The sequence below is a fragment of the Streptomyces sp. NPDC040545 genome (genome assembly GCF_055595065.1).
In genome coordinates this window covers 26,240-39,396 of the sequence record NZ_JBVIWA010000026.1, presented here as the reverse complement: position 1 = coordinate 39,396, position 13,157 = coordinate 26,240, and the positions used below count along the sequence as shown (strand labels likewise).

Genomic DNA, 13,157 nt, shown 5'->3' with positions numbered 1-13,157 from the left:
CCCGGGCCGCCGGCGGCCCCGGACGGCCCCTCCCCGGTCAGGGCCGGTCGGGTGCTCGGCCGGCCCGGAGGGGATGGGGTGCGGCCCGAGCGGGCACGTGCAGACCATGGCCTTCGAACATCCCGCGAAGAAGGGCGGCCAGGGGCGGCTCGGACGATTCGAGAAGCTGGCGGAGCTGGCCTCGAACTTCACCAGCTCGGCCGCCTTCTCCGTGTTCTGCCTGCTGCTGGTGGCCGGCTTCGTCGTGGTCCACGTGCTTCACCTGGACATCAGCTGGCAGCAGCTGATGGGCGATGCGATGGCCGCGGTCGCCCTGCTGCTCCTGGCCCTGCTGAAGAACTCCGAGCGCAGGGCCGAGCACGCGATCCAGCGCAAACTCGACGCCATCGCCGCAGCCCTCCTGGAGCAGTACGAGGGCGAGCCGGGCCGTGCGCACGAGGAGCTGTCCAAGGCCATCGGGATCGAGGAGGGCGAGTAGGCCGTCTCCGGCGCGGGCGCCCCGGAGGGGTCCCGCCCCCTTGGGCCGAGCGGACCCCGGAACGGGCGCTTTCGAGTGACCCGACGCGCGGGCCTCGGCCGTGGGCGCCCGGATCTCCCCGACCATCTCAGGCGGCCGGTCATCTTCCGGCCACGGGCCGCCGACCAGGCCGGGTACCGCGCACGCGCGGCTCCGGGCCGCCGCTGGGAGATCACTTGTACGTCCTGCTCGTGGCGAGCGCGTTCAACAGCCTCACGCAGCGAGTCCACGCCGAGCTGCGCGACCACGGCCACCACGTCGCGGTCGAACTGGCCCTGCCCGGTGCCTCCCTGGCCGACGCCGTACGCGGCCACCGCCCCGACCTCGTGCTCGCCCCGATGCTGCGCACCGCCATCCCCGAGGAGGTCTGGGCCGCCCACGCCTGCCTGGTCGTCCATCCGGGGCCGGTCGGTGACCGGGGCCCCTCCTCCCTCGACCGGGCCGTCCAGGACGGCGAGCCCCGGTGGGGGGTGACGGTCCTGCAGGCCAACGCGGAGATGGACGCCGGCGACGTCTGGGCGAGCGTCGGATGCCCCGTGCCGCCGGTCGGCAAGAGCGACTTCTACCGCGGCGAGATCGCCGACGCCGCGCTGGAGGCCGTCCTGCTCGCGGTGGAACGCTTCGCCTCCGGTACGTACACCCCGCAGCCCCAGGCGGGCGGCCACGCCCGGCCGCTCCTGCGCCAGGAGGAGCGCCGGATCGACTGGGGGAGTGACACCACCGAGCACGTCCTGCGGACGCTGCGCGCCGCCGACTCGCAGCCCGGCGTACGCGACGACCTGCTCGGCGGCGAGTGGTACCTGCACGGCGGGCACCGTGAGGAGCATCTGCGCGGCCGCCCCGGCGAGCTGCTGGCCACCCGGAACGGGGCGCTCTGCCGGGCCACGGCCGACGGGGCCGTCTGGATCCCGGAACTGCGCGCCCGCCGCCTGCCGGGGGGAGGCCCGGCCGCCCCCAAGCTGCCCGCCACGCTCGCGCTCGCGGACCGGCTGCCCCCGCTGCCCGAGGTTCCCGCGCCGCCGCACGGCGGCCCCCACCGCCCCGACTGGTCGGACATCGGCTATCACGAGGAGGGCCAGGCCGGCTTCCTGTCGTTCTCCTTCCCCGGCGGCGCGATGAGCACCGCGCACTGCCGCCGCCTGCTGGACGCCTACCGGACCGCCCGCACCCGCCCCACCACCGTCCTGGTGCTGGGCGGCGGCCGCGACTTCTTCTCCAACGGCATCCACCTCGGCGTCATCGAGGCCGCTGCCGACCCGGCCGAGGAGTCCTGGGCCAACATCAACGCCATGAACGACCTGGTCGAGGCGGTGCTGACCACCACCGACCGGCTCGTGGTCAGCGCGCTGGGCGGCAACGCCGCCGCCGGAGGGGCGATGCTCGCCCTCGCCGCCGACGAGGTCTGGTGCCGCTCGGGCGTCGTCCTGAACCCGCACTACCGCCTGATGGGGCTGCACGGCTCCGAGTACTGGACGTACACCCTGCCCCGCCGCGTCGGCCCCGTACTCGCGGACCGCCTGACCAGCGAGGCCCTCCCGCTGAGCGCCGCCGCCGCCCACGGGCTCGGACTGGTCGACCGTACGGTCCCCTGCCCGCCCGCGGACTTCGCGCGCGAGACGCAGCGCCTCGCGGTCCGGCTCGCCGCCCTCCCCGCCACCGCCTCCCGGATCGCCGCGAAGAAGGCCGCGCGCGAGCGCGACGAGGCCGTCCGGCCGCTCGCCGCCCACCGCGAGGCCGAGCTGGCCCTGATGCGGCGGACCTTCTTCGACCCCGACGCCCCCTACCACGCCCTGCGCCGCGCCTTCGTCCGCAAGGAGCGCCCGGCCGCCACCCCGCTCCACCTGAGCGGGTCGGCCGCCAGGCCGCGCACCGTCACTGGACTGGCCGTACCTGACGCGGCGCCCGGGCCGGACTGCTGTTAGCAAGAAAGGTGTGGGCGAGGCAGGCCGCCTCCCCTCCCCTTCCCGATCAACTCCCCGAGGAGCCGTCCCATGGCCACTGCGACTAAGGACACGGTCGAGGACCCGCTGATCCACATTCTCTGGATCAACGCGGGTCTGAGCTGCGACGGTGACTCCGTTTCCCTGACGGCCGCGATGCAGCCCAGCATCGAGGAGATCGTGACCGGCGTGCTGCCCGGTCTGCCGAAGATCGCCGTGCACTGGCCGCTGATCGACTTCGAGTGCGGCCCGGTCGGCGGCGCCGACACGTTCATCGAGTGGTTCTTCAAGGGCGAACGGGGTGAGATCGATCCGTTCGTCCTGGTGGTCGAGGGCTCGATCCCGAACGAGAAGATCAAGCCCGAGGGCTACTGGTGCGGCTTCGGCGACGACCCCGAGACCGGTCAGCCCATCACCACCAGCGAGTGGATCGACCGGCTGGCCCCCAAGGCCCTCGCCGTCGTGGCCATCGGCACCTGCGCCACGTACGGCGGCATCCACGCCATGGAGGGCAACCCGACGGGCGCCATGGGCGTGCCCGACTACCTGGGCTGGGACTGGACCTCGAAGGCCGGCATCCCGATCGTGTGCGTGCCGGGCTGTCCGATCCAGCCCGACAACTTCTCGGAGACCCTGACCTACCTGCTCTACCAGGCGGCCGGCTCCGCCCCGATGATCCCCCTCGACGACAAGCTGCGCCCGACCTGGCTCTTCGGGGCCACCGTCCACGAGGGCTGCGACCGCGCCGGCTACTACGAGCAGGGCCAGTTCGCCGAGACCTACGACTCGCCGCTCTGCCTCGTCAAGCTCGGCTGCTGGGGCCCCGTCGTCAAGTGCAACGTCCCCAAGCGCGGCTGGATGAACGGCATCGGCGGCTGCCCCAACGTCGGCGGCATCTGCATCGCCTGCACGATGCCCGGCTTCCCCGACAAGTTCATGCCGTTCATGGACGAACCCCCCGGCGCCAAGGTCTCCACGAAGGCGAGCGGCGCGTACGGCGCGCTGATCCGCAGGCTCCGGTCGGTCACCGCCCACACCGTGGACGAGGAACCGAAGTGGAGGCAGACCGGCCGCAGCCTGACCACGGGCTACCGCCCGCCCTGGTGACGGCCCCGGGATCCCACGGAAGCACCCCCCAACTCCAGCTCTCCGCACCGAAGAAGGGTCACGGCAGAAACGATGACACCGAAGACGAAGGCGGCCGCAGACGGCAGCGGCCTGGTGGAGATGGCCTGGGATCCGATCACCCGGATCGTGGGCAGTCTCGGCATCCACACGAAGATCGACTTCAAGCAGAAGCGGGTCGCGGAGTGCTACAGCACCTCGTCGGTCTTCCGCGGCTACAGCGTCTTCATGCGCGGCAAGGACCCCCGCGACGCCCACTTCATCACCAGCCGCATCTGCGGCATCTGCGGTGACAACCACGCCACCTGCTCGGTGTACGCGCAGAACATGGCCTACGGGGTGAAGCCGCCCCACCTCGCCGAGTGGATCATCAACCTGGGCGAGTCCGCGGAGTACATGTTCGACCACAACATCTTCCAGGAGAACCTGGTCGGGGTCGACTACTGCGAGAAGATGGTCCGCGAGACCAACCCGGGCGTCCTGGAGCTCGCCGAGCGAACCCCCGCCCCGCACGCCGGCGAGCACGGCTACAAGACCATCGCCGACATCATGCGCTCCCTCAACCCCATCGAGGGCGAGTTCTACCGCGAGGCGCTCCAGGTCTCCCGCTACACGCGCGAGATGTTCTGCCTGATGGAGGGCCGCCACGTGCACCCCTCCACCCTCTACCCGGGCGGCGTCGGCACCATCGCCTCCGTCCAGCTCTTCACGGACTACATGAGCCGCCTCATGCGGTACTGCGAGTTCATGAAGAAGGTCGTCCCCCTCCACGACGACCTGTTCGACTTCTTCTACGAGGCCCTGCCCGGGTACGAGGAGGTCGGCCGCCGCCGCGTCCTGCTCGGCTGCTGGGGCGCCCTCAACGACCCCGAGTACTGCGACTTCACGTACGCCAACATGACCGACTGGGGACGGAAGATGTTCGTCACCCCGGGCGTGGTGGTGGACGGCAAGCTGGTCACCAACGACCTCACCGAGATCAACCTCGGCATCCGCATCCTGCTCGGCAGCTCGTACTACGACGACTGGCAGGGCCAGGAGCAGTTCGTCACCCACGACCCGCTCGGCAACCCGGTCGACCCGCGCCACCCGTGGAACCAGCACACCATCCCGGCCCCGCAGAAGCGGAACTTCGACGACAAGTACAGCTGGGTCATGTCCCCCCGCTGGTTCGACGGCAAGGACCACCTGGCCCTGGACACCGGCGGCGGCCCCATCGCCCGCCTGTGGTCCACCGCCCTGTCCGGCCTGGTCCACACCGACTACGTGCAGGCCACCGGTCACAGCGTCGTGATCACCCTGCCGCGCACGATGACCAAGCCCGAGACCCGCTTCGAGTGGAAGATCCCGCAGTGGAGCAACGCGCTGGAACGCAACCGCGCGCGCACCTACTTCCAGGCGTACGCGGCCGCCATCGCCCTGCACTGCGCCGAGAAGGGCCTCGCCGAGGTCCGCGCCGGACGCACCCAGACCTGGGAGAAGTTCGAGGTCCCGGACGAGGGGATCGGCGTCGGCTTCACCGAGGCCGTACGCGGCGTCCTCTCGCACCACATGGTGATCCGTGACGGGAAGATCGCCAACTACCACCCGTACCCGCCGACCCCGTGGAACGCCAGCACCCGCGACACCTTCGGCACCCCCGGCCCCTACGAGGACGCCGTGCAGAACACCCCGATCTTCGAGGAGAACACCCCGGAGAACTTCAAGGGCATCGACATCATGCGCGCCGTCCGCAGCTTCGACCCCTGTCTGCCCTGCGGGGTCCACATGTACGTCGGCGGCGGCAAGACGGTCAAGACGATGCACGTGCCCACCGGTCTGAGCGGACTGGGCGGATGAGGGCCGCGATCGACGGCCCCCAGGCCGGGCGCCGGGTCGAGGAGGTGCTCGACCGGCTCGCCGCCACCGGCGACCGGGCGGCGTGCGCGGCGGCGGAGGAACTGGTGCGCGTCCTCATGGACTTCTACGGCGCCGGGCTCGCCCGGATCGTCGAGAAGGTCGGGGACGGGCCGCTGAAGCCGGTCTACGGCGACGAACTCGTGGCGAGCCTGCTCTCCCTGCACGGCCTGCACCCCGAGGACGTGCACACGCGCATCGCCCGCGCCCTGGCCGCCCACGGCGAACCGGTGGAACTCCTCGGCTTCGACGCGGACACCGGCGTCCTGCGGCTGCGCCCCGCCGCCGCCTCCACCGGCTGCGGCTGCGGTTCGGGCTCCGGCGGCGGCAGCGACGCCGGGCGGACGCTGGAGGACACCCTGGCCTGCTTCGCCCCCGAGGTGACGAGCGTGGAGCGGGAGCCCGCCGCGGCCCCCGCCCCGGCCCTGCTGCAGATCGGCACCCGGCCCCCGAGCCCGGCGCGGGTGCCGTGAGCGGGCCCGGCCTCCTCCACGACGGCCCGCGCGCCCCGCGCGGGCTGCGCCGGTTCGCGGGCCCGCGCCCGCCCCGGCCCGAGACCTGCGAGCTGTGCGGGGTCGCCGTGCCCCAGGACGGCCACCGCCACCTGGTGCAGACCGAACAGCGCGCGCTGATCTGCGCCTGCACCGCCTGCGCCCTGCTGTTCGACCGGCCCGGCGCGGGCACCGGACGCCTGCGGGCCGTACCGGACCGCTACCTCACCGACCCCGCCCACCGGCTCGACGACGGCGCGTGGGAACTCCTCCAGATCCCGGTCGGCGTCGCGTTCTTCTTCCGCAACGCCGCCCTCGACCGGCTGGTCGCCCTCTACCCGAGCCCGGCCGGAGCCACCGAGAGCGAACTCGACCCCGGGACCTGGCAGACCGTACTCGGCAGCGGCCGGCTGTCCGCGCTCCTCGAACCCGACGTCGAGGCGCTGCTGCTGCGCCGCTCGGAGGGCCGCACCGACTGCTACCTGGTGCCGATCGACATCTGCTACGAGCTGGTGGGGCGGATGCGGCTGCTGTGGCAGGGCTTCGACGGCGGGGCGGAGGCCCGGGCCGCGCTGAAGACCTTCTTCGAGCAGGTGGAACGGCGGGCCAGGGCCCTGCCCCCGACGGCGGACGAGGACGAGGACGGGGACGGGATCCGATGACGGAATTCGCCTTCACCTGCACCGGGGTGCGCGCCGACCCGTACGCCGCCGGCCCCACCCTCGTCTTCCGGCTGCGGATCACCGCGGCCGGGGGTGCCCGGGTGCACGCCATCGCCCTGCGCTGCCAGATCCGCATCGAACCGGCCCGGCGCGGCTACGGGCCCGCCGAGGCGGAAGGGCTCGCGGACCTGTTCGGCGAGCGCTCCCGCTGGGGCAACACCCTCCAGCCCGTGCAGTTCGCCCAGGTCTCCGTCATGGTCCCGAGCTTCACCGGCGAGACCGAGACCGACCTGGTCGTGCCCTGCACCTACGACATGGACATCGCCGCCACCCGGTACTTCGAAGCCCTGGCGGAGGGCGAGGTGCCGCTGCTGATGCTGTTCTCCGGCACCGCCTTCACCGGTGACGCCGGCTTCCGCGTCGAGCCGGTGCCCTGGGACCGCGAAGCCGCGTACCGGATGCCCGTGGCCGTGTGGCGCGAGATGGTCGAACAGCACTTCCCCGGCTGCGGCTGGCTCCGGCTGCCCCGCGACACCATGGACGAGCTGCTCGCCTTCCGCTCCCGCCACGCCCTCGCGTCGTGGGAGGCGACCGTACGGGCCCTGCTCGACGCGGCCGCCCCGCCGCAGCCGCCGCCCGGGAACGGGCCCGCGGCCGGGTCGGGGGCCGGGCCCGTACGGCTGGGCGCCATCCTGCCGCGCCTCACCGAGAGGGCGGCCCCGTGACCACGACGACCACCCCCCACTCCCGCTTCGCGGTCGCCCGGCAGGTGGCCGACGCGGTCCTGCTGGAGGGGTACGTGCTCTACCCGTACCGGGCCTCGGCCGCGAAGAACCGGCTGCGCTGGCAGTTCGGTGTCCTCGTGCCCCCGGCCTGGGGCCGCGCGCACGAGGAGCACGTCTTCCAGCAGACCGAGATCCTGATGGAACCGCGGGGCGCGGCGACCCTCGCCCTGGAGCTCCGCTTCCTGCACGCGCAGCGGCGTACGGTCCAACAGGCCTCGGACGGCGGCGGCTTCACCGAGGTCGCCGAACTGCACCTGGCCGACCGGGTCCTCGTGCCCTGGGACGAGGGCGCCGAGGAACGGGTCGAGGTGACCGTCCCCGTCGCCGAGCTGCTGGGCGACGAGGGCGTCACCTTCCCCTTCCGCCGCCCCGCCCGCGTCGACCCCGAGCCCGTCCAGGGCGCCGACGGCCGCACGGTGGGCCGCCTGGTGCGCCGTACCGAGGAGATCGAGGGTGTGCTGCGGCTGCGCGCCACCGAACTCCCCGGCGCCTACCGCGTGCTGCGGCTCCGGGCGGTGGTGGAGAACACCAGCCCGTGGACCCCGCCGCCCGGGGCCGGACCCGCCGACCGCGAGGCCGTCCTGCCCCACTCGCTGGTCGCCGCCCACCTCCTGCTGGGCCTGGACTCCGGTTCGTTCCTGTCCATGACCGACCCGCCCGAATGGGCCAGGCAGGCGGTGGCCGCCTGCGAGAACCGCCACACCTGGCCGGTGCTCGCGGGCGAACCCGGCCGCGCCGACGTGGTCCTGTCCTCCCCGATCATCCTGGAGGACCATCCGGCCATTGCCCCCGAGAGCGCGGGCGCCATGTACGACGCCACCGAGATCGACGAGATCCTCGCCCTGCGCACGGCCGCCCTGACCGAGCAGGAGAAGCGCGAGGCCCGCGGCACCGACCCCCGGGCGGCCGCCGTGATCGACCTCGCCGACTCGATGCCCCCCGAGGTGCTGGAGCGGCTGCACGGCGCCGTACGCGCCCTGCGGGAGGTCACCGGCCCGGAGCAGCCGCCCCTGCTCGCGGAACTCCCGTCCGAGGACGTGGTGTTCCGGCCCGACACGCCCTGGTGGGACCCGGCCCGCGCCGACACCGCGGACCCGGCCCGCGACCGGATCACGGTCGACGGAGCCTGCGTGGGCCCCGGCAGCCGCGTCCGGCTGCGCCCCGGACTGCGGCGCACCGACGCCCAGGACCTGTTCCTCCAGGGCCGCACCGCGCTGGTCGAGGCCGTGCTGCACGACGTCGACGGGGGAGTGCACCTCGCCGTCACCGTGGAGGACGACCCCGGCGCGGACATCCGGCGGGAGCAGGGCAGGTTCCTCTACTTCCAGCCCGACGAGGTCACCCCCCTGGAGGACGCGTGAACGAGCGGGTCCTGATCGCGGGCATCGGCAACGTCTTCCTCGGCGACGACGGCTTCGGCGTCGAGACCGTGCGGGCGCTGGCCGAACACCCCCTGCCCGACGGGGTCGAGGTGGTGGACTTCGGAGTGCGCGGCGTCCACCTCGCCTACCAGCTCCTCGACGGCTACGACACGCTCCTGCTGGTCGACGCCACCGCCCGCGGCGGCGAGCCGGGCACGCTCTACCTCATCGAGGCCGACGGCGGCGCGGGCCCGGAGCCGGCCGACGACGGGGTGCCGCCGCCCGTCCTCGACGGCCACCACATGTCCCCCGACGCCGTCCTCGCCCTGCTGGACACCCTGTGCGCCGGGACCGGGGCCACCCCGCCGCGGCGCACGCTGGTGCTCGGCTGCGAACCGGCCGGTGTCGAGGAGGGCATCGGACTGAGCGCACCCGTGGCCGCCGCCGTACCTGAGGCCGTACGCACGGCCCTGGACCTGATCCACGGCCGGACCCCCGGCGAAACCGACCGGCCCCGCCGCGAACTGAGGAGAACCCCATGAAGAAGGCCTTGATCGGCGGGGCCGCGGCCGTCGCCGTCACCGCCGTCCTGCTGCAGTTCCTCCCCGACCTCCGGCGCTACCTGCGCATGCGCCGGATGTGACACCGCCGCGGGAGCGGCCACGGGCGCCCGTGCGTGACCGGGCGCCCGAATGGCGTACGGGGCGCGCCGCGCACCGGCGTGCCCGACCGCACGGACCCCGTCCCGCCGGTTCAATGAGCCCCGGCAGGACGGAGTCCGATGCACGAGATGTCGATCGCCATGGCCGTCGTGGGCCAGGTGGAAGAGGCGGCCCGGGCGGGCGGCGCGCGCGCCGTCACCTCCGTACGGCTGCGGGTCGGTGAGCTGGCGGGGGTGGTCCCCGACGCGCTGGCCTTCTGTTTCGAACTGGCCTGCGCCGGAACGGTCCTCGAGGGCGCCGAACTCCTCACGGAGTCCGTGACGGCCCGCGCCCGCTGCGGCTCCTGCCCCGCCGCCGGCACCTGGGCGGTGGGCATGCCCCCCGAACTGTGCTGTCCCGGATGCGGCAGGGCCACCGACGTGGATCTGCTGTCGGGCCGTGAGCTGGAGATCCTCAGCGTGCGCTGGGAAGACGGCCCCGCCGGTGCCCGTACCCGCGAACCGATTCCCGAGGAGGCCTGAACCATGTGCCGAGTGGTCGATCTGCGGCAGGCGGTGCTCGCCAAGAACGACGAAGCCGCCCAGGTCCTGCGCACCGAACTCACCGCCCGCGGTACGACGGTGGTCAATCTGCTCTCCAGCCCCGGCAGCGGCAAGACGGCGCTGCTGGAGCGCGAACTGCTCCTCGCGCGCGAGCGGGGCGTGGCCGTGGCCGCGCTGACGGCCGACCTGGCCACCGAGAACGACGCGGTACGGCTGGCCCGTTCGGGCGTATCGGTCAAGCAGGTGCTCACCGACGGGCTGTGCCACCTGGAGGCCGCGATGCTCGGCCGGCACCTGGACGGCTGGCTGCCCGGCGACACCCGGCTGCTCTTCGTGGAGAACGTGGGCAACCTGGTCTGCCCGGCCGGCTACGACCTGGGGGAATCGCTGCGGGTGGTGCTCGCCTCGGTGACCGAGGGCGAGGACAAGCCGCTGAAGTATCCGACCGCCTTCGGACTGGCCCAGCTGGTGGTGGTCACCAAGACCGACATCGCGCGAGCCGTCGAGTTCGACGAGGCCGCCTTCCGCGCCAACGTCGAGCAGGTCAATCCCGGCGTGGAGGTGGTGCTCACCTCGGCGCGCGCGGGTGAGGGCCTGGGCGTCCTGCTCGACCGGGCACTTGCGGCCGGGGCCGGGACGGGCACGCACACGCCGGTGATGGCCCGCCGGCAGCACGTGCACGGCCTCGGACACGACCACGAGCACGAGCACGGCCACGACCACGAGCACGACGAGGACCACGAGCACGACGAGGACCACGAGCAGGAGCACGACCACGAGCACCCGCACCCGCACGTCCACACGGTCGCGCAGACCCGCTGATGGAAGCGGTGCAGCGGCGCCGGGTCACCGTCCGGGGCGTGGTCCAGGGCGTCGGCTTCCGGCCCTACGTCTACATCCGCGCGACCGGGCTGGGCCTGGCCGGGCACGTCACCAACACCCCCGAGGGCGTGGTCGCGGAGGTCGAGGGCGCCCCGGCGGCGGTGTCGCGGTTCTGCGAACGGCTCGCGGCGGAGGCGCCCCCGCTAGCCGTCGTCGACGCCGTCGACCACTGGGAGGTACCCGTCGCGGGCGGCACCGGATTCACCATCATCGCCTCCCGGAGCGGCGGTCCCGCCCGCACCCTGGTCTCCCCGGACGTGGCCACCTGCGCCGACTGCCTGACCGAACTGGCCGACCCGGCCGACCGGCGCCACCGGCACCCCTTCATCACCTGCACCCACTGCGGGCCGCGCTTCACCATCGTCACCGGGCTGCCCTACGACCGCGCGCACACCACCATGGCCCCCTTCCCCATGTGCCCCGACTGCGCCCGGGAGTACGCGGACCCGGCCGACCGCCGCTTCCACGCCCAGCCGGTCGCCTGCCCGGCCTGCGGCCCCCGCCTCAGGCTGCTCACCGGGCGACCGCCCCGCGAGAGCACCGGCCCGGACCCGGTCGCCGAGGCCCGCCGGCTCCTGGCGGCCGGCGCGATCCTCGCCGTCAAGGGCCTCGGCGGCTACCACCTGGCCTGCGACGCCACCCAGCCGGGCGCCGTCGCCGAGCTGCGCCGGCGCAAGGCCCGCGGGGACAAGCCCTTCGCCCTGATGGCCCGGGACCTCGCCGACGCCGAGCGGTTCGCCCACATCGGCCCCGAGGAAAGGGAGCTGCTCACCGGCGCCGTACGGCCCATCGTGCTGCTCCGCCGCCGCGCCGGAGCGGGCGGCCCGGACGGGGTCGCCCCCGGCTGTCCGGACCTCGGCGTGATGCTCCCGTACACGCCCGTCCACCACCTGCTGCTCGGCCTGCCCGGGGACCCCCCGGGGCCCCGGCTGCTCGTCATGACCAGCGGGAACCTCGCGGGGGAGCCCATCGTCACCGACGACGCCGAGGCCCTGGACCGGCTCGCTGCCCTCGCCGACGCCTGGCTCACGCACGACCGCCCCATCCACGTGCCGTGCGACGACTCCGTGGTGCGGGTGTGCGACGGCGAGCCGCTGACCGTGCGCCGCTCGCGCGGGTACGCCCCGCTCCCGCTGACCCTGCCGGTTCCCGTCCCCGCGAGCCTCGCGGCGGGCGGGGACCTGAAGAACACCTTCTGCCTCGGCGAAGGGCGCCAGGCCTGGCTGTCCGCCCACATCGGCGACATGGACGACCTCGCCACCCAGTACGCCCTCGAAGGCGCCGAGCGGCAGCTGGAGTCCATCACCGGCGTCACCCCCGTGCTCCTCGCCGCCGACCGGCACCCCGGCTACCGTTCCACCCGGTGGGCGGAGCGCGCCGCGGGCGCCCGGCCGCTCGTCCGCGTCCAGCACCACCACGCGCACATCGCCTCCACCCTGGCGGAGCACGGCCGGGACGCCGGCCGCCCGGTGATCGGGGTCGCGTTCGACGGCACCGGCTACGGCGACGACGGCGCCGTGTGGGGCGGCGAGGTCCTCCTCGCCGACTACGCCGGGTTCACCCGCTTCGCCCACCTGGCCTACGTCCCGCTGCCGGGCGGCGACGCGGCCGTGCACCGCCCGTACCGCATGGCGCTGTCCCATCTGCGGGCCGCGGGCATCGCCCGGACCCCGGAGCTGCCCTGCACGGCGGCCTGTCCGCCGGGAGAACTCGCGCTGCTGGAGCGCCAGCTGGAACGCGGTCTGAACTGTGTCCCGACCTCCAGCATGGGCCGCCTCTTCGACGCCGTCTCCTCCCTGGCCGGCATCTGCCACGTAGCCGGCTACGAGGCGCAGGCCGCCATCGAACTGGAGGGCGCCGCCCTGGGCGCGGACGAAGCCGATCCCGGACCCGGCTACACCTTCGGCCTGCACGCTCCGCCCGGCCCCGACGGCGGGCCGGTCACCGCCGATCCGGCGCCCGTACTGGCCGCCGTGGTGGCCGACGTCCGCGCCGGCACGGACCCGGCACTGATCGCCGCCCGCTTCCACACCTCCGTCGCCGCCCTCGTCGCCACGCTGTGCGCGCTCGCGCGCGAGCGGCACGGCCTGGACACCGTCGCCCTGACCGGCGGGGTCTTCGCCAACACCCTGCTCTCCTCGGCGTGCGCCCGGCGCCTGGGAGCCGCCGGATTCACCGTCCTGCGGCACGGCCGGGTCCCCCCGAACGACGGCGGACTGGCCCTCGGCCAGCTCATGGTGGCCGCCGCGCGCCACACCCCCTGACACACACCTGACACACCCACAGCAAGGAGA

At 73.7% G+C, this 13,157-nt stretch carries 13 protein-coding genes; all 13 read left to right on the top strand.

Features of this window, described 5'->3' with window-relative positions; translation table 11 throughout:
- Nucleotides 1–106 precede the first annotated feature (106 nt).
- The 13 genes from ACZ573_RS33860 to hypF all read left to right on the top strand — a co-directional run bounded on the left by ACZ573_RS33860 (nt 107) and on the right by hypF (nt 13,127).
- A complete protein-coding gene (locus tag ACZ573_RS33860; RefSeq protein ID WP_471311934.1) occupies nt 107–478 on the top strand; it encodes a hypothetical protein in 372 nt (123 codons plus the stop codon).
- 215 nt (nt 479–693) lie between these two features.
- Nucleotides 694–2,439, top strand: a complete 1,746-nt coding sequence (locus ACZ573_RS33855) for an enoyl-CoA hydratase-related protein (protein WP_471311931.1) — start codon at nt 694–696, stop codon at nt 2,437–2,439.
- A gap of 69 nt (nt 2,440–2,508) precedes the next feature.
- Nucleotides 2,509–3,564: an NADH-quinone oxidoreductase subunit B family protein gene (locus tag ACZ573_RS33850; RefSeq protein ID WP_351154332.1), complete on the top strand. Its 1,056-nt coding sequence runs from the start codon at nt 2,509–2,511 to the stop codon at nt 3,562–3,564.
- Nucleotides 3,565–3,636: 72 nt separating this feature from the next.
- Nucleotides 3,637–5,421, top strand: coding sequence for a nickel-dependent hydrogenase large subunit (locus ACZ573_RS33845; protein WP_471311927.1), 1,785 nt, complete (start codon nt 3,637–3,639; stop codon nt 5,419–5,421).
- Entirely contained in the window at nt 5,418–5,951 is a 534-nt protein-coding gene (locus ACZ573_RS33840) for a hypothetical protein (protein ID WP_382539220.1), read from the top strand. Before ACZ573_RS33845 ends, ACZ573_RS33840 begins: the two co-directional genes overlap by 4 nt.
- Nucleotides 5,948–6,631 (top strand): DUF5947 family protein, encoded by a 684-nt coding sequence (locus ACZ573_RS33835; protein ID WP_471311924.1) that lies wholly within the window; start codon nt 5,948–5,950, stop codon nt 6,629–6,631. The genes ACZ573_RS33840 and ACZ573_RS33835 overlap by 4 nt, the downstream gene beginning before the upstream one ends.
- Nucleotides 6,628–7,356, top strand: a complete 729-nt coding sequence (locus ACZ573_RS33830) for a DUF6084 family protein (protein WP_471311921.1) — start codon at nt 6,628–6,630, stop codon at nt 7,354–7,356. The genes ACZ573_RS33835 and ACZ573_RS33830 overlap by 4 nt, the downstream gene beginning before the upstream one ends.
- The gene (locus ACZ573_RS33825; RefSeq protein WP_471311918.1) at nt 7,353–8,777 is read left to right on the top strand and encodes a hypothetical protein; all 1,425 of its coding nucleotides are present in this window, start codon (nt 7,353–7,355) and stop codon (nt 8,775–8,777) included. Before ACZ573_RS33830 ends, ACZ573_RS33825 begins: the two co-directional genes overlap by 4 nt.
- Complete coding sequence (locus ACZ573_RS33820) at nt 8,774–9,319, top strand: hydrogenase maturation protease (protein WP_471311915.1); 546 nt, start codon at nt 8,774–8,776, stop codon at nt 9,317–9,319. Before ACZ573_RS33825 ends, ACZ573_RS33820 begins: the two co-directional genes overlap by 4 nt.
- The gene (locus ACZ573_RS33815; protein WP_471311912.1) at nt 9,316–9,420 is read left to right on the top strand and encodes a DUF6893 family small protein; all 105 of its coding nucleotides are present in this window, start codon (nt 9,316–9,318) and stop codon (nt 9,418–9,420) included. The genes ACZ573_RS33820 and ACZ573_RS33815 overlap by 4 nt, the downstream gene beginning before the upstream one ends.
- Before the next feature lie 138 nt (nt 9,421–9,558).
- Nucleotides 9,559–9,960 (top strand): hydrogenase maturation nickel metallochaperone HypA, encoded by a 402-nt coding sequence (locus tag ACZ573_RS33810; RefSeq protein WP_471311909.1) that lies wholly within the window; start codon nt 9,559–9,561, stop codon nt 9,958–9,960.
- Between the two features lie 3 nt (nt 9,961–9,963).
- A complete protein-coding gene (gene hypB / locus ACZ573_RS33805) occupies nt 9,964–10,803 on the top strand; it encodes a hydrogenase nickel incorporation protein HypB (protein ID WP_471311905.1) in 840 nt (279 codons plus the stop codon).
- Nucleotides 10,803–13,127: a carbamoyltransferase HypF gene (gene hypF, locus ACZ573_RS33800; RefSeq protein ID WP_471311901.1), complete on the top strand. Its 2,325-nt coding sequence runs from the start codon at nt 10,803–10,805 to the stop codon at nt 13,125–13,127. The genes hypB and hypF overlap by 1 nt, the downstream gene beginning before the upstream one ends.
- Nucleotides 13,128–13,157: the final 30 nt, after the last annotated feature.

Coding starts and splice junctions, on each gene's coding strand:
- ACZ573_RS33860 (WP_471311934.1), top strand. CDS start 107: ATGGCCTTCGAACATCCCGCGAAGAAGGGCGGCCAGGGGCGGCTCGGA.
- ACZ573_RS33850 (WP_351154332.1), top strand. CDS start 2,509: ATGGCCACTGCGACTAAGGACACGGTCGAGGACCCGCTGATCCACATT.
- ACZ573_RS33845 (WP_471311927.1), top strand. CDS start 3,637: ATGACACCGAAGACGAAGGCGGCCGCAGACGGCAGCGGCCTGGTGGAG.
- ACZ573_RS33840 (WP_382539220.1), top strand. CDS start 5,418: ATGAGGGCCGCGATCGACGGCCCCCAGGCCGGGCGCCGGGTCGAGGAG.
- ACZ573_RS33830 (WP_471311921.1), top strand. CDS start 6,628: ATGACGGAATTCGCCTTCACCTGCACCGGGGTGCGCGCCGACCCGTAC.
- ACZ573_RS33815 (WP_471311912.1), top strand. CDS start 9,316: ATGAAGAAGGCCTTGATCGGCGGGGCCGCGGCCGTCGCCGTCACCGCC.
- ACZ573_RS33810 (WP_471311909.1), top strand. CDS start 9,559: ATGCACGAGATGTCGATCGCCATGGCCGTCGTGGGCCAGGTGGAAGAG.
- hypB (WP_471311905.1), top strand. CDS start 9,964: ATGTGCCGAGTGGTCGATCTGCGGCAGGCGGTGCTCGCCAAGAACGAC.
- hypF (WP_471311901.1), top strand. CDS start 10,803: ATGGAAGCGGTGCAGCGGCGCCGGGTCACCGTCCGGGGCGTGGTCCAG.